Source organism: Microbulbifer sp. (genome assembly GCF_036563125.1).
Lineage (GTDB): Bacteria > Pseudomonadota > Gammaproteobacteria > Pseudomonadales > Cellvibrionaceae > Microbulbifer.
This window is the reverse complement of sequence record NZ_DATCMV010000135.1, coordinates 1-17,569: the sequence shown is the minus strand read 5'-3', so window position 1 is coordinate 17,569 and position 17,569 is coordinate 1. Positions and strand designations below refer to the sequence as shown.

Genomic DNA, 17,569 nt, shown 5'->3' with positions numbered 1-17,569 from the left:
AATTGTGTCGTGTCTGGTAGCGCGGAGCCTCTCCATCCGCCCGGGCCGGTAAAACTATAAAGACAATTGCAGTGGTGCTGGCAATGAGTGAATTGCGCGAAATCAACCTGACATCCATCAGTCTGGTCAAGGAAGAATTGGTCGCGAGTATTGAGGGAGCCACCGGCTACCTGGACCAGTTCGCCGCTGATCATCGCAACAAACAGTCACTGGAGCAGTGTATCCAGGCGCTGCGCCAAGTCTCCGGAGTGCTGCAAATGGTGCAGCTGAATGCGGCGGAATTACTGGCTCAGGAAATGCTCACCGCGATGACGGATCTGTTACAGGACCGCCAACAATCGCCTATGGAATTGCTAGAAGGCGTGGGTGCCGCCTTCTATGTGCTGACTCGTTATCTGGATTTCGTTCAGAACCGTGGCACTGCTCGCCCGGAACTTTTGGTGCCCTATATCAATAACCTTCGTCTTGCCCGTGCCCAGGCCCCGGTGCCGGAAAGCCACTTCCTTCGCTGTCGGCTCGATGCCACGGTACCGGGAGTCGTGTCGTCTGCGGTTATGTCGGAGGATCTCAAAAGCTTCGTTTGCCGTTTCCGTCATATGTACCAGGTGGGGTTGCTGGCGCTGCTGAAGGGTAAACCGCGGGCGCCGGCCTATACCATGATGGCGCGGGCAATTCAGCGTATCGCCAGTGTTTGTGCCGGTCGCCCAAATGGCAAGTTGTGGTCCGTTGCCGGCGCTGCCATCGGCGCAATGGCCAGCCGCGAGATGCTGGTCAACCGCCAGCGGGTAATGGTTTTCAGTATGCTGGATCGTCGCTTGCGTAATATCTGCCGCGATGGCGACGCGGCGCTGGATCAGCCTGCTCCCCCGGTATTGGTGAAAGAGTGCCTTTACTGGTTGGCTTTGGCCGGCCCATCCGGGCAGGGCGAAAAGCTGTTGCAGGTTTTTGGGGTGCGTCCGCTTTCTTACCGTGAGCCTGAGCTCGAGCGCGATCGCTCTAGCCTCGGCGGACCCGGTGCCACTGCCATTGCGGCAGTGGCCAATGCGCTGGATGAAGAGCTCTCCGGGGTGCGTCGTATGCTCGATGATGCCGAAGTCATTGGTGTCAGTGGTTTGGGCGAAGAGGGTGGCCTGGTAGAAACCCTGCGCCGAGTTGCAAATACCCTGATTCTGCTCAATTTCCGCCGTATTGGCGAGAATCTGAACGGTTCTCTGAGCGCCTACCAGACTTGTGCCGCGGCCGGTGGTCGCGCTGCAGACAATGCACTGCAGCAGCTGACCAACCAGATTCTTGCTGTCGACAGTACCATTCGCGCGCTGCGCCAGACCGCGACCATCGAGCTGGATGAATCCGGCCACGCCGACATTGTGCTGGAGCGCAGCCAGCTGGCAGAGGCGGAACTCGCGGTGTTGAAGGAGGCTGAAGCCGGGCTTTCATTGATCAAGCGCGCACTGGCCGCCTATGCGGATTCAGGGTTTGACCACGGTCATATCCGTAATGTTTCCACCACGTTGAACAGTGTGCGCGGTGGTCTGGTCGTGCTGAGTCTCAGCCGCGCGGCGGCCGTGATGGAGCGCTTGGTGGATTTCGTTGATGCCGTGATTGACCAGAAAACCGTCGCACCGGCGGTGGAGCAGTCGCTGGAAATCTTCGCGGACGCGATCATCAGCCTTGAGTACTATCTGGGTGAGGTGAAAATGCATCGCCAGGCGGACATGAAATCCCTGGATCTCGCGGTAGAGAGCCTGGAAGCCCTGGGTTATCCCGTCGAGGTTGCCTGAGGTCGCTCCTTGGTGCAGTCTTGGGGGCGCTTCTCCGGGAGCGGCTCAAGGTTCGCAATACATGGTCTGTAAATTAGTCCTATGACAGATTTCACTCCCGCCGCACGGGTGCTGCCGCAGCCGCTGTTCCACTGGCATATCGTCGTATCGCATGGCGAAATTCTGTGCACCAGCGAGGGGCCACTCCACCAGGCCCTGCCGCTCTGGCAAGCTGGAGCGTGTGATGCCCAGTTGGCCAGCCATTATCTGGGTGAGTGGGCGGGCAAGCCCTGCGGTGTTCACCATTTGCCAATTCGCGTTGATCTTCCCGGGTGCGAGTGGCGCGGCCTGCGCAGTCTGCTCGGGGTGGTGGACGAGCCGCTGTTTTATCTCATCGGTCGCGCCATGCAGGTGGTCAACTGGGATCTTGATCACCAGTATTGCGGACGCTGTGGATTGCACACCGAATACCATCCGCAGGATCGCGCGCGGGTCTGTAATTCCTGTAATCTCGCGGTATATCCGCGTATTTCTCCCTGTGTCATTATGCTGGTCACCCGGGGTGACGAATGCCTGCTGGCGCGCCACACCCATCACCGCCATTCCCTGTATACCGCGCTGGCCGGTTTTATCGAACCGGGGGAAAATGCCGAGCAGGCAGTGGCCCGCGAGGTGCATGAGGAGGTTGGGCTCGAGGTGGGCAATATCCGCTATGTGGGCACCCAGTCGTGGCCATTCCCCGGCCAATTAATGATCGGGTATCTGGCGGAAGCTTACGGCGGTATCCTGACTCCAGATCGGGAAGAAATCATGGAAGCTCGCTGGTTTCATCGCGGCCAGGTTCCCGAGGCGATACCGCCGGCGGAAACCCTGTCTGGTCAACTGATAAGAACATTCATCGGGATGGAGTGAGCGCAGAGCCAGGTCGCGCCCACTCAAATCTGAGGCCATAAAAATGTATATCGCCATTACCTTTGTTATTGCATTTATCGCGTTGCTGCTGGTGTTCTGGGGCGGCAAGGTCCTGCTAAAAGGCAACTGGCTGCTGGGGTTTCTCCGCGGCACTGTTGGTTTGCTATTTTTGGCCGGGGCGTTGCTGATCGTTCTGGTTGGACTGGATGTCTATAGCTACCGCAATCTGGCCAATGAACACAGTGTGGGTACTGTGTCTTTTGAGCGCCTCGGTGATCAGCATTTCATGGTCAAGTTTGCCGACGAAGATGGAATCTCCCAGGAGTTTGAACTCTACGGCGACCAGTGGCAGCTGGACGCGCGGATGCTGAAGTGGAAAGGCGCGCTGGCGCGCTGGGGCATCGAACCGGCCTATCGCCTGGACCGCATTAGTGGCCGCTACCTGACGCTGCAGGACGAGCGCAGCAAGGAGCGTTCGGTTCACGCACTGGACGAGAGCGAGCACGGCGTGGACGTGTGGAGCCTACTGCGGCGCATGGACAACAGTATGGCGCTGGTGGATGCCGTTTACGGCAGCGCAACCTTCCTGCCAATGCAGGATGGCGCGGTATATGAAGTGCGCATCAGCCACACCGGACTGCTTGCGCGCCCGCTGAATCAGCAGGCTGAGTCGGCACTGAATGAATGGCGTTAGTTCGCCGGTAAGTACAAAAATATCCATCAGAATTTGGGGGTTGAGTGGAATTTCTCAGTGAGTACGGATTGTTTCTGGCCAAGGTGGTCACCATCGTGGTGGCTCTGCTGGTTGTGCTCGGCATTATTGTGGCCAACCGGGCCCACCATCGAGACCGTCAGCCCGGACATATCGCTGTGAGTCGGCTAAATGACCGCTATGACGATATGAAAGAAACCCTGCTCGAAGCGGTGATGGACGACGCCGATTACAACCACCGCCGAAAGCAGCAGGAAAAAGACAAGAAGGCCGAGGCAAAGGCGCAGGCAAAAAAACGCAAGGCAGAACTGAAAGCCGAGGCCAAGGCGGGCAAGAAAAAGCACGGCGAAACCGCGGGTAGCGATTCGCGCGAAGTCAAGGTGCCCGATCAGGCCGAGGCGGATGCCGAAGCCGGCGCTGAAAACCAGGGCGCTGAGCTAATTTCTACGGACGAAAGCGATACCCGTAAAAGACTGTTTGTGGTGCATTTTGATGGCGATATAAAGGCCAGTGCGCTCACCAATCTGCGCGAGGAAATTACCGCAATTCTGCAGGTGGCGGAGCCCAAGGATGAGGTGGTGGTGTGCCTTGAAAGTCCTGGCGGTATGGTGGCGAACTATGGCCTCGCCGCGAGCCAGTTGGCGCGAGTGCGCAGTGCCGGTGTGCAACTGACTGTTGTGGTAGACAAGGTGGCGGCCAGCGGCGGCTATATGATGGCCTGTGTGGCGGACCGTATTCTTGCCGCGCCATTTGCCATGCTCGGCTCCATTGGCGTAGTCGCGCAGCTGCCGAATTTCCATCGCCTGCTGCAGCGGAATGATGTGGATTTCGAACTGTTTACCGCTGGTGAGTACAAGCGCACCGTAACGATGTTTGGTGAGAACACCCCGGAAGGAAAAGAAAAATTCCAAAGCGATCTCGATGAGATCCACACGCTGTTCCAGCACTTCGTGTCCGAGTATCGCCCACAGCTGGATGTTGCGAAGGTAGCTACGGGAGAAGTTTGGTTTGGTCAGCGCGCACTGGACCTGGCGCTGGTGGACGAGCTCAAAACGTCAGACGAATATCTCACGTCGCGTGCGCGCAATGCGGACCTGTATCAGGTGGAATACAAGGAGCGGCAAAATATCGCCAAGAAAATTGGCTTTGCTGCCCAGTCCGGGATCGAGGGTGCCCTCGCGCGGCTGTTTTCCCGTCTCGCGGCCTGGCGTCACCAGGCCCAGTAGGGCGCATTTGAGCAATGACAATAACGTGTCAAGGAAGCGCTATGGCTGACAATACCTTTCGCGCAATGTGGGTGGAGGAAGTGGCCGCGGGAAAATACGATCAGGCGATCGTTGTTCGGCCAATGCAGGATTTGCCGGCAAACCCGGTGACAATAGCGGTGTCCCATTCATCGCTGAATTACAAGGACGCACTGTCGGCCTTTGGCAACCGCGCGGTTACCCGCGAATACCCCCACACACCCGGTATCGACGCCGCCGGTAGCGTAATTGCGGACGCCAGTGGCACTTTCACTCCGGGCCAGAAAGTGCTGGTGACCGGTTACGATCTGGGTATGAACACAGCCGGTGGCTTGGCGGAGCGCATTGCGGTGCCAGCGGAATGGGTCACACCACTGCCGGAGGGGCTCACGCTGCGGGAGGCGATGGTGCTCGGTACTGCCGGAATGACCGCCGCCCTGTGTGTGGAAAAATTACTCGAAGCGGGGGCCAAACCGGAAGATGGAGAGGTGCTCGTTACCGGGGCCACCGGTGGTGTGGGCTCAATTACCGTAGCTCTGCTGGCCAAACTTGGATTTCGCGTTGCGGCGGTGACCGGCAAACTCGAGTCGGCGGAGTTTCTCACCGGGCTCGGGGCCTGGAAGGTGCTGGACCGTGAGACGCTGGCACCGTTTGCCAGCAAGGCCATCGCCAAGCCGCTGTGGGCGTGGGCCGTGGATAGCGTGGGTGGGGAAACCCTATTCAACGTCATTAAATGCCTCAAATATGGCGGCGGTGTTGCCGCCTGTGGCATGGCCTCTGGCGCCCAGTTTCAGGCCAATGTGTTCCCGTTCATTCTGCGTGGAATCAGCCTGCTGGGTGTCGACAGTGTTGAACTACCACTGCGCAAGAAAGCTGAAGTTTGGGAAAAGTTGGCGGGCCCCTGGTATATCGGTGAACAGCTGGAAAAGATTGCGGAAGATATCTCGCTTGAGCAGGCACCGGAATTCCTTGCGCGTCTGCACCGTGGGCACGGTATCGGGCGCTATGTCGTGGACATGACCAGATGATACTAATTTGGTCAGAACTGTGCGCCAGCACCCATCTTGCCGGTGTCAATGTGCCGCCGGTGCGGCTCGACTGCTAAGCTCAGCTGCTATGCTAAATGGTGAGAATAACGTGCAGACGGGACAGATTGACCTGAATCGGTTTGAAGCTGAAAAATTGTCCCTCTTATTGTCGATCTGGTAGCAAACTTTGTCGGTACATATCCCGCCCCCTTCATATACCCATCATGGTCACGATGCCGGTGCGCTGGTGCTATCCGGAGGCGGTGCCCGTGCGGCCTATCAGGTGGGTGTTTTGAAAGCACTGGCGGAACTCGCGCCAGATGCCGAACCCAATCCTTTCAAAATCATCTGTGGCACTTCCGCCGGTGCTGTTAATGCGTTGTTGCTCGCGAGCCATCCCGGTACCTTCAAGGAGGCGGTGGCACGGCTTTATGATCTGTGGATGGGGCTGACCGTCGATCGGATTTATCGCAGTAACTGGACCAGCCTGGCGGGAAATATCCTCACCATCACGCGCTCCCTGTTCACCCACGGTGTGGCACGTAAAAAGGCGCTGGCGTTATTGGATAACGATCCGCTGCGGGAGCTGGTGAACGAGGTGATTCCCTTTGCCAATATTCAGCGCAATATTGATGAGGGCCGACTGCGGGCGGTTAGTGTTAACGCCATGTCCTACCACCAGGGTGAGTCCGTCAGCTTTTTCCAGGGCAGTGATGAGCTGAAAGAGTGGCGTCGCTTCCGCCGCTGTGGCGAACGGACCCGGCTAACGGTGGATCACCTGATGGCATCGGCGGCAATTCCCACCCTGTTTCCGGCGGTGAAACTCGGGGACGATTATTTCGGCGATGGCGCAGTGCGTCAGCTGGCGCCGATCAGCCCGGCATTGCACCTGGGCGCGAGCCGCGTATTTGTGGTCGGTGTATCCGACAATCGTTCTCCAGTGCACTGGGGCAAGCGGCGCAAGGTGGCGAAGCACTCGCCATCGCTGGCGCAGATTGGCGGTCAGCTCTTTAACGCCGCATTTATCGACAGTCTCGAAGGGGATCTTGAACATCTGGAACGGGTCAATCTATTACTGGAATCCGTCGACCAGAAGGCGCTGGCAGAGCTGGCGCCCTTACGCGCAGTGGAATCGGCGGTGATCGAACCGAGCCAGAGTCTGGACCGGATTGCCGGGCGCAAGGTGCGTTTCCTGCCGCCCGCGCTGCGCTGGTTGTTTCGCTCCACCGGTGCCACGACGTCCGGTGGCGGGGCGTCTGCGGCGAGTTACTTGCTGTTTGAGAAACCCTATATCGACGAATTGATGGAGTTGGGTTACCAGGACGCAATGTGGGAGCGCGACAAATTAAGCGAGTTCCTGCGCCCGCGCACACAACTGGTGGAAACTCAGCCGAAAAATATTTTTGGAATCCGGGTCAAACCCGCTACGGAAGCAAGCAATGGCAATTCTCCTTCCTGAACGTACGTTTTTAGCGCGACTGATTTCTGTGCGCGCTCTCGGATTGGGCCTGTCGCTGACACTGGCGGCCTGTGGCAGCCAGAGTAAGCTTGAGGGCGACACCGTCTTGCGTCAGCAGAGCCAGAGCGAGTATCGGCAGCTGTTGGAAGAGGCCTACCAACTGAGTTTTACCCTGGATTTTGATCGGCTGCGCCGTGCCTACGTGGCATCACCGGAATACAATCCCTACGGCGGCGTAAAGCTGGCGGGTTTGCCGGAGGCCTACAGCGCCGTCGAGCAGGCGGAATTTGATACTTGCCTGCGCAACGTGGACAAGGTGCTCGACTACAACTATATGAGCTTGGAAGCCCATATGATCGGTGTGGTTTGCAGTGGCCAGGCCGGGGATTTTGACCGCGAAGACCTGCATCGCTACATGGTGGAGGGCCTGATGACCTCCATCGAAAACAGTGGCGATGGCAAAACCCAGGCCAGCGCGTTCCAGACCATCAGTACGTCCGAATTGCGCGGCTTCGTTCGTCTCAAGGGGCTACAAGTACTCGATCAATCCATCGTGTACGACAAGCAGGGCATCTACGACAAGATGCAGGTACGCGATCCGGAGTCCGGTGAAGAGTATCCGCTGTTTTTCAACGTGAGCCAGCAGTTCGCAAGTGGCGGGGAAGAGGAGGAGTGAGACTCCTCCAGATGCTGCGAAGGTTTATCGTTACATCAAAAACTGGGCGAGTTTTTCCCACTCGAAGCGGCGCGTCTGGCGATCGCTGAACAGTATTTCCACCCGCGAATCCTCCCACTTGATCACCCGGCCGTAGCCCAGTTTCTGGTGGCGTACGCTCTCTCCCAGTTGCGGTTTTCGCTGCGCGGCACGGGGCGCGTTGATATCCGGGTTGTAATCGCACGCGGCTAGATAACGCAGTGCCAGCCGGGTAATGGGAATCTGGGTGGTAATATTGTCCGGCCTTTCCCGCAGTACATCCCCCAACAGGTTGCTGAGTGACAGGTGCATCTCGTCCAGGAACAGTGAAGGTTTCTGGTCCGGATCCACACTGGTGGTTTTCTGTTGTCCACTGTCTGCAGTGACTTCCGGTGTCAGCAGATAGAGCTGCTTTTTCGCACGTGTCATCGCTACGTACATCAGGCGACGTTCACTCTCGGTGGAAGCCGGTGTAGAGAAATCCCGCTGCGGCTGGTACGGCATGTTGTGTACTGTGAGTGAGGGAATGATGACCTGGTCCCACTCCAGCCCCTTGGCCTGATGCATGGTGGTAATCTGGATGGCATCCGCAGGGGCTTCATCACTCCGGTTGTCGGCACTCTGGTGCTGTTGCTGCAGCTGCTGCAGGTGCGCCAGAGTTTCCTTTGGTGGCAGTCGCAGTTGATCGAGGTATTGGCAGAACGCCAGTATCGTCTGTTGTTTTTCTTCCGCCTGCTGACGGTTGAACGCGTCTTCACCGATTCCACCCAGGTAGTCCAGTTCACCCAGTTGCCGGCGCACCAGTTCGCCGCCCTGGCCGCGCCATTTTTCCATCTGCTGTAACAGTTCTGCCCGCTGCCGCAGTCGTTTGCTCTGGGGTTGGCTCAGGGACTCCGGAATAAGCTTGAGCAGTTTTTTGCCCCAGTCCTTTTCGTACTGGCCTAGCTTGTCGCACAGCGGCTCCAGCGTTGCGCGGGGAATGCGGATATGTGGAGTGGTGAGCCATTCATAGAGACCCTGGCTGCGCCGCTTGGGCGGCTGCTCGGCAAAGCGCCCGGCAGCGATGTTCAGGCTCCAGAACAGTGGTCGCAGTTCTCTTCTCGACAATACCGTGTTGCGGTTGCCGGAACGGTAGGGGATGTTGTTGGCCAGTAGTGCCAGTTCGAGTGGGGCGGCCATTGACCAGAGTCGTACCAGTACGGCGATTTCCCGCAGCGACTTTCCCTGTTGCCGGCAACGGCGCACGTGTTCCACCAGCCACTTGCCTTCGTTTGCGGTGGCCACCTGATGCAGCTGGGTGTCCGCGTGGGGGTTGCCGGATACACAGAAAATATCCGCGCGCTCGCGGTTGTTGTGAATGAAATGATTGGCGGCGAGCGACAGGCTGTGGCCATAGCGAAATGTGTGGCTCAGCTGGTACACATTGGATGGCGGGAAGTCACCGTCGAAATAACGCAGCAGATACTCGGGGCGCGAGCCGCGCCATTCGTAAATGGTCTGGTCCGGGTCGCCGATGGCAATCACGTTGCCGGATTTGCCGTAAATCGTGCGCAGCAGGAAATGCTGGATTTCGTTGATGTCCTGATATTCGTCGACCAGGATGTCCTGGTAAAAACTGCCATACTCTTCGGCAATTTCCGGTTGCAAGCTGAAAATGATGGCGGGATCGTAAATCAGGTCGGCATAGGTGACTGCACTCTGCTTGCGTCGCCAGTCTTCAAAGTGGCGGAACACCTTGAGGAAATACATGTACTCGTCGCCGAGCTTGAGCTGCTGGAATGCGCTCAGATCACCGGAGAGTATGGTTTTGGCGTAATCGATAAAAAATTCCGCGGCCTCGGTTTCAGATTGCTTGCGCGCGCGAATATCCTCGAGTTCCGCAGGTGGGGCGCAGACCTCAATGGATTTCCAGATTTGCAGCTGTATTACGGATTGCGGCAGCGGGGTGAGATTGGCCGGAGAAATATGCCGGCGGGCGATCATGCGCTGGTAGAGCCGGTAGCCGAGGCTGTGGAAGGTCTGGACCGCGGGAATAGGGTGCTGGCCGCGAAGTTTTTGCAGACGATTGTGGAAGTCGTCGCGCGCACTGCGGTTGTACATCAGTACCAGCATGCGTTGGGGGTCCGAACCCGCCTGCAATCGATTCTGGATGTAATGCAGAAGTGCGGTGGTTTTTCCGGAGCCGGCGACCGCGATGATTTTTGCATGACCACCGGGGTGATTGGCTATGGCTCGCTGCTCTTCCGTGAGGTTGGGTTCTTCGCCTGACATGGAAACTCTGCACTACTGGAAAAATACTGGATATATTGCCAGTATGTGCCGCGGGGGTACAGCAGTTATGTGGCGGCTTCGGCAGGGGGTGGCTGTTCGCTGTCTTTTTGCAAGGCGAGCTCTGCGATGTAGGACGACAGGAAGATCCTTCCCGTGAGGTGTTCCAGTAGCTTGGAACGGCTAAGGCGGTCGAGGACCGGGCCTTTTACCTCCGAAAGATGCAGGTGGATGTCGCGACTCTTCAGATCCTTGTTGATCTGCTGAAGTCGCTCCAGCGCTGTGCCGTCGATACGGCTCACGGAGGAGAGGATGAGTATCAGGTGACGTGTATCCGGATGTCTTTTCAGCTCGCTCAGCAGCCGGTCTTCCACCGCGCTGATGTTGCTGAAAAACAGGCTCTCGTCGATACGCAGGAACAGCAGCTCCTTCTGCGTCTCTACGTCGTGGCGCAACACGTTGCGAAAATGTTCGGTACCCGGCACCCGCCCGACCACGGCGATATGTGGCCGACTGCTGCGCCAGATCAATGTGGCAAAAGAGAGGCCGATGCCGAGCGCAATCCCTACCTCTACGCCGAATAGTAATACGCCCAGGAAGGTGAACAGCATGGCCAGACCGTCGGTGCGGTCGTAGCGCCAATTGTGGATGAAGCCGGCGAAGTCAAACAGCCCGGCGGCGGCAACGATGATAATGGCTGCCAGCACCGTTAGTGGCAGTTCGCTGAATACGCCGGTGAAAAACAGCAGTATCGGGATCATGAGCAGCGCGGAGAGCACGCCCGCCAGCGGGGATGCCGCACCGGCCTCGGCATTGACTGCCGTGCGCGAGAAGCTGCCGGCCACCGGAAGGCCACCGGAGAAGGCACTGGCGATATTGGCAGCCCCGAGCCCCAGCAGCTCGCCATCGGCATTCAGGCGTTCCCCTCTGCGCGTGGCGAGCGCCTGTGCGATGGACAGGCTTTCGACAAAGCCGAGTAACGAAATAATCAGCGCCGGCAGCATCAGGCGATAGATCATGTTCCAGTTAAAGTCGGGGACAGTGATCTCCGGCAGGCCTGCGGGGATGTCACCCACGATATCCAGTTTGTCTGCCAGCCCCAGCTGGTGCACCAGCGCGATCGCGCAGAGCACCAGAAACATCGGCATCAGTCTCGCCCCCAGTCGCGCGATCTGCTTTGGCGCACCGAGGCGGAACAGCAGCATGGGCAGCCAGATCCTGCTGGCGACGAGCAATGCGGCGGTGACAACGCCAAACAGCATGGTGGGCAGGTGTGCCTCGGGCAAATGCTGGATCACGTGCAGTAATTTGATGGATGCGGTGTCGCCATCCGCCTTGATCCCGAGGAGGGCGGGGAGCTGGCCGACAATGATCAGCGCGGCGGCGCCGGAAACAAAGCCGCTGATCACTGGATGGCTGAGCAGGTTGGAAAGGGTGCCGAGCTTGAGTAGCCCCATAACAAACAGAAACAGGCCACTCAGCAGGGTGAGTATGATGGCTGCGGACACATATTCCGCGCTGCCCACTGCAGCATGAGATGACAGCGCAGAAAGTGTCATCAGCGACAATACCGCTGCGGGGCCGACGGACATGGCGCTGCTGCTGCCAAAGATGGCGTAGGCGATCAGGGGGAGCAGGCTGGCGTACAGGCCGATGTGTGGCGGGAGGCCTGCGAGCAGGGCATAGGCGAGCCCCTGGGGAACCAGCAACATGCCGGATACCAGGGCGGCGGTAAGATCGGCGGGCAGGTTCTGGCGGCGATAATTTTTCAGCCAGTTGGGTATGAGTTTGTTTACCCGCATCGCAGCGTCATTGGAAACCGGAGGCAATAGGATTCCAACAGGATAGCCGCTGGCGCCCACAGGGCGCCAGCGCAGTTACAGGATGGCCGTCCTCAACGAATCAGGCTTTGCGCTTTTCAAGCAAGTGAAAAACCCACATGCCGCCAATCATGGACAGGGCAAACACGATCGCACCGGACTTTAGCGCGCCCGCAGCAACGATACCGGGGCCCGGGCAGAAGCCCGCCAGTCCCCAGCCAATGCCGAACGCCAGGCTGCCGAGAATCAGGCGGCGGTCAATATCCCGTTTGGCAGGTAGCTGAATTGGCGTGCCGAGCACCGAAGTCGCGCGTTTCTTGGCGACGGTAAACAGCGGTAATCCCACAGCGATGGCGCCGCCCATCACCAGTGCCAGGGAGGGGTCCCAGGCGCCGAACAGGTCGAGAAAGCCCAGAACCTTTTCCGGGTTGGCCATGCCCGAAAGCAGCAATCCAAAACTGAAAATCAGGCCGGCAATAAAAGCAGAAATCGAGTACTTGCTCATGGATCAGGCTCCCAGCAGGTGGCGGATGACGTACACGGTGGCGAAGCCGCCGCCCATAAATGTCAGTGTGGCGGCGAGAGAGCGCGGTGACAGGCGCGACAGGCCGCAGACACCGTGACCGCTGGTGCAGCCGGCCGCGTAGCGGGTGCCAACGCCCACCATTAGCCCGGCAGCGACCAGCATTGGCGTACTCGCGTGAATTTCGATACTGGGCAGGGCGTGGAACAGACCCCAGATTGCCGGTCCTGCCAGCAAACCCAGAGTGAATGCCAGTCGCCAGCCGCGGTCGCCCTTGGTCCAGTCAAAAAGGCCTCCGAGGATCCCGGAGATCCCAGCAATTCTGCCATTCATAAGAATCAGCCAGGCGCTTGCCAGGCCGATAAGCACACCACCACCGAGGGCGGTAAAGGGGGTAAAAGCATTCCAGTCGATCGTCATGGTGGCAGCTTACTCCGCGCAATAAAGTTGATAGAGCGTTTGTAACAGAGTTAGAACCTTCGGGTCAGCTACCCGATAGTAGACCCGTTTGCCCTCCTTGCGGGTGGCCACAAGTCCCTCCCGGCGGAGTACGCCCAGCTGTTGCGACAGGCTGGGTTGGCGAATATCCAGTCGCTCCTCCAGGTCGCTGACGCACAACTCTTCCTGGCCAAGCAGGCAAAGCAGCAGCAGTCGATCCGGGTTTCCCAGTGAGCGCAGCATTAGGGAAGCGCCACCGGCAGAAGCGCGCATCTTGTCGAGGCTGATGTCGGTTGTCTCGGGCATGGACTGATCCGTGGGTCTATCACTCTGTGTGAAAATAATATATTGAAAGATATAATATCAGCAAGTATATTGTTTGCAGATCTAATGCCTACGGGAAGTTTTCCATGAGCCAGACCAAAGTTTTCCCTCAAGTTCAGCCGTTTCTGGATGAGATGACAGAAACCTGGAGCTACGTTGTCTACGACCGTGAAGGTGGCAGTGCCGCCGTAATCGACCCTGTGCTGGATTTCGATCAGGCTTCCGGGCGCACGTCCACGGGCGGTGCGGAAAAAATCGTCGCCTTTGTGCGGGAAAAAGACCTCACGGTCGAGTGGGTACTTGAAACCCACGCCCACGCGGATCATCTGTCGGCGGCACCGTTCATACGCGAGCAGCTGGGTGGCAAGATCGCCATTGGTGACCACATTACCCAGGTCCAGGGTATCTTCCGCAGTGTGTTCAACCTGGAAAAAGAATTCCTGGTGGATGGTTCCCAGTTCGATCACCTGTTTTCGGAAGAAGAGACATTCAATATTGGTGATCTCGAAGGTCGCGTTATCTATGTACCCGGACACACGCCCGCGGATATGGCGTGGCTGATCGGTGATGCCTTGTTTGTGGGCGATACCCTGTTTCTGCCGGATGTGGGCAGTGCGCGCTGCGACTTCCCCGGCGGTGATGCCCGTTCCCTCTACCGTTCCGTACGCAGGCTGTTGGAGCTGCCGGAAGAGACCCGCATGTTCATGTGTCACGACTACCCGCCAAATGGCAGTCGTCCGCACCTGTGCGAGACCACGGTCGGTGAGCAGAAGCGCAGCAACATCCACCTGAAAGATGACATCAGCGAAGATCAGTTCGTAAAAATGCGTACCGAACGCGATGCGACGCTGGCGATGCCGCGCCTGATTATCCCCTCAATTCAGGTCAACATCCGTGCGGGCCAGATGCCGCCTGCCGAAGACAACGGCACCGTGTATCTGAAAGTGCCGGTCAATAAGCTTTGAACCCCTGATCAACTAGGTGTGAGGTGAGTATGGAATTCAAAATACTGGATCCGCAGGTAAGTGTTTCGGAAGAACTGGCGCCCGGGGCAATTCAAGCGCTGGCCGATGCTGGAGTGGAAGTGCTGGTTTGCAATCGCCCGGAGCATGAATCGGAAAATCTCGCGACGTTTGAAGAGCTTGCGTCCGCTGCTGCTGAGGCCGGCATGGCGTTTTCTGCGATACCGTTTTCCCGCGGTCAGATGCAGCCCGCCCACAGTCAGGCATTTGCCGAACTGCTGGATAGCGGCAAGCGCATTCACGCCTTCTGTCGTACCGGTAATCGCTCCTGCAACCTGTGGGCAGCGTCTCGCTGTGTTCAGGGCGCAGACAAGGGCGAATTGCAGGCAGCGGCGCAGCAGGCTGGTTACGATATTTCCGGTGTACTTGTGACCTATTGATCGAAAAGCGGTGGTAAACAGACGTGGCGACTAGACAGCGGGTGATGACAGGCAATGCAGGCGTAACGCTGGGAGGGCTGATACGTCGGTATCTTCCCATCTCATCATGGCTTCCATCCTACACCGGGGGGGCCCTGCGGCGGGACCTACTGGCCGCTGTGGTAGTTACGGTAATGCTGATTCCGCAGTCGCTCGCCTATGCGTTGCTCGCGGGCCTGCCCGCAGAGGTCGGTCTGTATGCGAGCATTGCACCGCTGATTGCCTACGCCGTATTTGGCAGTAGTCGGACGCTGTCGGTGGGTCCGGTGGCCGTCGCCTCGCTGATGAGCGCGGCGGCACTGGGACAGGTTGCTGCACAGGGCACTGAGGACTATCTGCTGGCAGCCGCAGTGCTGGCACTGCTATCCGGTGGTTTTCTCGCGCTGCTCGGTGTTTTGCGCCTCGGTTTTCTCGCCAACTTCCTGTCGCATCCGGTTATTTCCGGCTTTATCACGGCTTCCGGAATTCTGATTGCTTTCAGTCAGCTCAAGCACCTGCTGGGTATCTCCGCCAGTGGCGAGAGCCTGCCGGAGCTGATGCATGGAATGACGCAAAATCTGGCGAGCTGGAATCCGATCACCCTCGCGCTCGGTACGGCGGTGGTGTTGTTCCTGGTGTGGGCACGTTCCGGTGCGGTGAAACTGTTGCAGCGATTTTCCCTGCCGAAGGACACCGCCTCTCTTATCGTGAAGGCCGCCCCGGTTGTGGGGGTGCTGGCGACCATCGTGCTGGCTTCGGGTCTCGACCTGGAAGGGAAGGGCGTGCAACTGGTCGGTGCTATTCCCAGTGGCCTGCCGCAGTTGCAGTGGCCACACTTCAGCTGGTCTCTGGTGGAGCAGCTGGCATTGCCGGCAGTGATGATCTCGGTCATTGGCTACGTCGAATCCGTATCCGTGGGTAAGACGCTGGGGGCCAAGCGCCGCCAGAAAATCGATATGAACCAGGAATTGATTGGTCTCGGTAGTGCCAACCTCGCTTCGGGTATCTCCGGTGGATTTCCGGTGACCGGCGGATTCTCTCGCTCCGTGGTCAACTTTGATGCCGGCGCGGAAACACAGCTGGCGAGTGTATTCACTGCCATTGGTATCGCGCTTGCGGCCATGTTCCTGACGCCGTTTCTCTACTACCTGCCGAAGGCGACACTGGCGGCGACAATTATCGTTGCGGTGCTCTCGCTGGTGGATTTTTCCATCCTGAAGAAAACCTGGCGTTACTCGCCGAGCGATTTCTTTGCGGTGCTGGTAACCATCGTCGTCACCCTGTTGTTCGGGGTGGAGATCGGAGTGACCTGTGGGGTACTGGCGTCGATCGTATTGTTCCTCTACCGCACCTCCAAACCGCACATTGCCGAGGTCGGGCTGGTGGAGGGAACCGAACACTTCCGCAACGTCGAGCGCCATCAGGTTTTGACGATGCCGCAGATTCTGAGCATTCGGGTAGACGAGAGCCTGATGTTCTCCAACGCCGCGTTCCTGGAAGAGCGTATATATCGCGATGTGGCGGCCACGCCGGAGTTGCGTCACGTGATTCTGATGTGCAGTGCCATCAATGAGATCGACTGGAGTGCGCTGGAGACGCTGGAGTCCATTAACGAGCAGCTGAAAGAAGCCGGGATCTGTCTACATCTTTCCGAAGTGAAAGGACCGGTGATGGATGCGCTGCAGCGCTGTGGCTTCCTTGAGGAAATTTCCGGAAAGATTTTCTTTACCCAGTACCAGGCGTTTACGGAATTGCGGGAAAACTTTTCCGGCTGCGCCCATTCCTGATCCCACCGCTGTTACCGGATTGGTAGCGGCGGTGAAGCCAGCAAAACAGGAAGTCAGGAAAACAGGTAGGGGAACAACGCCTTGAGCTCATCCTCAGTCAGCGATTCCACCCGCAATATATTGTTGTGGGGGATGCTTTCCGGATCCGGGTAATTTTTAAGGCCGCGCTCCAGGCTTGCTTCCCGCAACAGGTGCAGGATGGGGTAGGGAGCGCGGTTGGTCAGGTTTTCTGCATCTTCGGGATTGGTGCCCGCGAACTGGTAGTGAGGGTGGAAGCTGGCAATCTGGTAAACCCCCTCGTACCCCTGGCGTTGCAACAGCCATTCGGCATCGTCGAGAAAGTAGTTGTAGTCGTGAAAATCCCGCAGCTGCGTGGGCAGAATCAGCAGGGTGGTTTCCACTTCTTCTTCGCTGCAACGATCCAGTACCTGGAACTCCTGCAGCAGTTCTTCCAGCAATACTTCATTGCTCTTGTCACCGGCGGCATCGCTCACTACGTAGCGGATTTGCCCCGCACGCAGCGGTTTGCGGGCGAAGGGGCACAGGTTGAGCCCCACCACCACATCCTGCAGCCATTTCTCGACCTGGGCGATTACCGGATCAGAATCTGTCATTGCAACACCGCCCGCGGGATTACCACATCAGGTCGTCGGGGATTTCGTAGCCCGCGTAGGGGTCGTCTTCGTCCACCGGCGTGGCTTTCTCCGGTGGCTGCACCACCATCTGCGGATTACGCTCGGCGATCTTGTCGGCGATTACCCGCGGCACCAGCTCGAAGTGTTCACCCTCGCCAACAATGACCAGACGCCCGGCAATCAGGTGGTCCTGCACGGCGGCGGAGACGTAGAGTTTTTTCACTTTCTTGTCGAAGGTGAAGTGGTAGGCGATATCGCTCTGGCCGTTGGCACCCTTGGGCTGTTTGTTGCGCTCGATCAGCTGTTTGATCTGGGCGGCAATGGCTTTCTGCTGTGCCGCCGCCTCACGCTGAGCATTCAGCTCGCGGTCGCGGGCGATCTTTGCGGCGCGGGCCTGTTCGGCGGCGAGCTTGGTTTCATCCACCTGCACATCGCCTGACTTCTTGGCCACTTTATTCTGCTTGCGCTTTTCCTTGCTGATCTGCTTGGCTTTCTTGCCATCTACCAGGCCTGCTTTCAGCAGTTGGTCCTGTAGTGATGCCATG

Annotated in this window: 17 protein-coding genes; 10 read left to right on the top strand and 7 right to left on the bottom strand. The window is 58.2% G+C overall.

What is annotated here, in order from left to right; translation table 11 throughout:
* Nucleotides 1–83 precede the first annotated feature (83 nt).
* The 7 genes from VIL80_RS11190 (at nt 84) to VIL80_RS11160 (ending at nt 7,791) form a co-directional block, all read left to right on the top strand.
* A complete protein-coding gene (locus VIL80_RS11190) occupies nt 84–1,781 on the top strand; it encodes a FimL-related protein (RefSeq protein ID WP_332036195.1) in 1,698 nt (565 codons plus the stop codon).
* 81 nt (nt 1,782–1,862) lie between these two features.
* Nucleotides 1,863–2,672, top strand: coding sequence for an NAD(+) diphosphatase (nudC, locus tag VIL80_RS11185; protein ID WP_332036194.1), 810 nt, complete (start codon nt 1,863–1,865; stop codon nt 2,670–2,672).
* 43 nt (nt 2,673–2,715) lie between these two features.
* On the top strand, nt 2,716–3,366 hold the full coding sequence (locus VIL80_RS11180; protein ID WP_332036193.1) for a cation/multidrug efflux pump: 651 nt from the start codon (nt 2,716–2,718) through the stop codon (nt 3,364–3,366).
* Nucleotides 3,367–3,410: 44 nt separating this feature from the next.
* Entirely contained in the window at nt 3,411–4,610 is a 1,200-nt protein-coding gene (gene sohB, locus VIL80_RS11175; protein WP_332036192.1) for a protease SohB, read from the top strand.
* Between the two features lie 41 nt (nt 4,611–4,651).
* Nucleotides 4,652–5,656: a YhdH/YhfP family quinone oxidoreductase gene (locus VIL80_RS11170; protein WP_332036191.1), complete on the top strand. Its 1,005-nt coding sequence runs from the start codon at nt 4,652–4,654 to the stop codon at nt 5,654–5,656.
* A 187-nt stretch (nt 5,657–5,843) separates the two neighbouring features.
* Entirely contained in the window at nt 5,844–7,115 is a 1,272-nt protein-coding gene (locus VIL80_RS11165; protein WP_332036190.1) for a patatin-like phospholipase family protein, read from the top strand.
* Nucleotides 7,096–7,791: a DUF4919 domain-containing protein gene (locus tag VIL80_RS11160; protein WP_332036189.1), complete on the top strand. Its 696-nt coding sequence runs from the start codon at nt 7,096–7,098 to the stop codon at nt 7,789–7,791. The genes VIL80_RS11165 and VIL80_RS11160 overlap by 20 nt, the downstream gene beginning before the upstream one ends.
* A gap of 30 nt (nt 7,792–7,821) precedes the next feature.
* Here VIL80_RS11160 and VIL80_RS11155 read toward each other — a convergent pair whose 3' ends face one another.
* From VIL80_RS11155 to VIL80_RS11135, 5 genes are all read right to left on the bottom strand, one after another.
* Nucleotides 7,822–10,080 carry an ATP-dependent helicase gene (locus VIL80_RS11155; RefSeq protein WP_332036188.1) on the bottom strand — a complete coding sequence of 753 codons (2,259 nt, stop codon included), beginning with the start codon at nt 10,078–10,080 and terminating at the stop codon, nt 7,822–7,824.
* A 65-nt stretch (nt 10,081–10,145) separates the two neighbouring features.
* Nucleotides 10,146–11,879, bottom strand: coding sequence for a SulP family inorganic anion transporter (gene sulP / locus VIL80_RS11150; protein ID WP_332036187.1), 1,734 nt, complete (start codon nt 11,877–11,879; stop codon nt 10,146–10,148).
* Nucleotides 11,880–11,979: 100 nt separating this feature from the next.
* Nucleotides 11,980–12,402, bottom strand: a complete 423-nt coding sequence (locus tag VIL80_RS11145; protein ID WP_332036186.1) for a DUF6691 family protein — start codon at nt 12,400–12,402, stop codon at nt 11,980–11,982.
* 3 nt (nt 12,403–12,405) lie between these two features.
* Nucleotides 12,406–12,840 (bottom strand): YeeE/YedE family protein, encoded by a 435-nt coding sequence (locus VIL80_RS11140; RefSeq protein WP_332036185.1) that lies wholly within the window; start codon nt 12,838–12,840, stop codon nt 12,406–12,408.
* 9 nt (nt 12,841–12,849) lie between these two features.
* Nucleotides 12,850–13,164 carry an ArsR/SmtB family transcription factor gene (locus tag VIL80_RS11135; RefSeq protein ID WP_332036184.1) on the bottom strand — a complete coding sequence of 105 codons (315 nt, stop codon included), beginning with the start codon at nt 13,162–13,164 and terminating at the stop codon, nt 12,850–12,852.
* 104 nt (nt 13,165–13,268) lie between these two features.
* Between VIL80_RS11135 and VIL80_RS11130 the strand changes: the two genes are divergently transcribed.
* From VIL80_RS11130 to sulP (VIL80_RS11120), 3 genes are read left to right on the top strand one after another with little or no spacing between them, the layout of a single operon-like run.
* Nucleotides 13,269–14,147 (top strand): MBL fold metallo-hydrolase, encoded by an 879-nt coding sequence (locus VIL80_RS11130; RefSeq protein WP_332036183.1) that lies wholly within the window; start codon nt 13,269–13,271, stop codon nt 14,145–14,147.
* A gap of 29 nt (nt 14,148–14,176) precedes the next feature.
* Nucleotides 14,177–14,584 (top strand): protein tyrosine phosphatase family protein, encoded by a 408-nt coding sequence (locus VIL80_RS11125; RefSeq protein ID WP_332036182.1) that lies wholly within the window; start codon nt 14,177–14,179, stop codon nt 14,582–14,584.
* Between the two features lie 44 nt (nt 14,585–14,628).
* Entirely contained in the window at nt 14,629–16,389 is a 1,761-nt protein-coding gene (sulP, locus tag VIL80_RS11120) for a SulP family inorganic anion transporter (protein WP_332036263.1), read from the top strand.
* Between the two features lie 53 nt (nt 16,390–16,442).
* On the opposite strand, the gene VIL80_RS11115 is transcribed toward sulP (VIL80_RS11120), so the two are convergent.
* Together VIL80_RS11115 and VIL80_RS11110 are read right to left on the bottom strand one after the other, a co-directional pair.
* A complete protein-coding gene (locus VIL80_RS11115; RefSeq protein WP_332036181.1) occupies nt 16,443–17,003 on the bottom strand; it encodes a DUF1415 domain-containing protein in 561 nt (186 codons plus the stop codon).
* A gap of 19 nt (nt 17,004–17,022) precedes the next feature.
* Complete coding sequence (locus VIL80_RS11110; RefSeq protein WP_332036180.1) at nt 17,023–17,568, bottom strand: DUF2058 domain-containing protein; 546 nt, start codon at nt 17,566–17,568, stop codon at nt 17,023–17,025.
* Nucleotide 17,569 lies beyond the last annotated feature (1 nt).

What these genes read in the sequence shown, in the direction of transcription:
- VIL80_RS11190 (WP_332036195.1), top strand. Translation starts at nt 84, where the DNA reads ATGAGTGAATTGCGCGAAATCAACCTGACATCCATCAGTCTGGTCAAG.
- nudC (WP_332036194.1), top strand. Translation starts at nt 1,863, where the DNA reads ATGACAGATTTCACTCCCGCCGCACGGGTGCTGCCGCAGCCGCTGTTC.
- VIL80_RS11180 (WP_332036193.1), top strand. Translation starts at nt 2,716, where the DNA reads ATGTATATCGCCATTACCTTTGTTATTGCATTTATCGCGTTGCTGCTG.
- VIL80_RS11170 (WP_332036191.1), top strand. Translation starts at nt 4,652, where the DNA reads ATGGCTGACAATACCTTTCGCGCAATGTGGGTGGAGGAAGTGGCCGCG.
- VIL80_RS11160 (WP_332036189.1), top strand. Translation starts at nt 7,096, where the DNA reads ATGGCAATTCTCCTTCCTGAACGTACGTTTTTAGCGCGACTGATTTCT.
- VIL80_RS11155 (WP_332036188.1), bottom strand. Translation starts at nt 10,080, where the DNA reads ATGTCAGGCGAAGAACCCAACCTCACGGAAGAGCAGCGAGCCATAGCC.
- sulP (WP_332036187.1), bottom strand. Translation starts at nt 11,879, where the DNA reads ATGCGGGTAAACAAACTCATACCCAACTGGCTGAAAAATTATCGCCGC.
- VIL80_RS11145 (WP_332036186.1), bottom strand. Translation starts at nt 12,402, where the DNA reads ATGAGCAAGTACTCGATTTCTGCTTTTATTGCCGGCCTGATTTTCAGT.
- VIL80_RS11140 (WP_332036185.1), bottom strand. Translation starts at nt 12,840, where the DNA reads ATGACGATCGACTGGAATGCTTTTACCCCCTTTACCGCCCTCGGTGGT.
- VIL80_RS11135 (WP_332036184.1), bottom strand. Translation starts at nt 13,164, where the DNA reads ATGCCCGAGACAACCGACATCAGCCTCGACAAGATGCGCGCTTCTGCC.
- VIL80_RS11130 (WP_332036183.1), top strand. Translation starts at nt 13,269, where the DNA reads ATGAGCCAGACCAAAGTTTTCCCTCAAGTTCAGCCGTTTCTGGATGAG.
- VIL80_RS11125 (WP_332036182.1), top strand. Translation starts at nt 14,177, where the DNA reads ATGGAATTCAAAATACTGGATCCGCAGGTAAGTGTTTCGGAAGAACTG.
- sulP (WP_332036263.1), top strand. Translation starts at nt 14,629, where the DNA reads ATGACAGGCAATGCAGGCGTAACGCTGGGAGGGCTGATACGTCGGTAT.
- VIL80_RS11115 (WP_332036181.1), bottom strand. Translation starts at nt 17,003, where the DNA reads ATGACAGATTCTGATCCGGTAATCGCCCAGGTCGAGAAATGGCTGCAG.
- VIL80_RS11110 (WP_332036180.1), bottom strand. Translation starts at nt 17,568, where the DNA reads ATGGCATCACTACAGGACCAACTGCTGAAAGCAGGCCTGGTAGATGGC.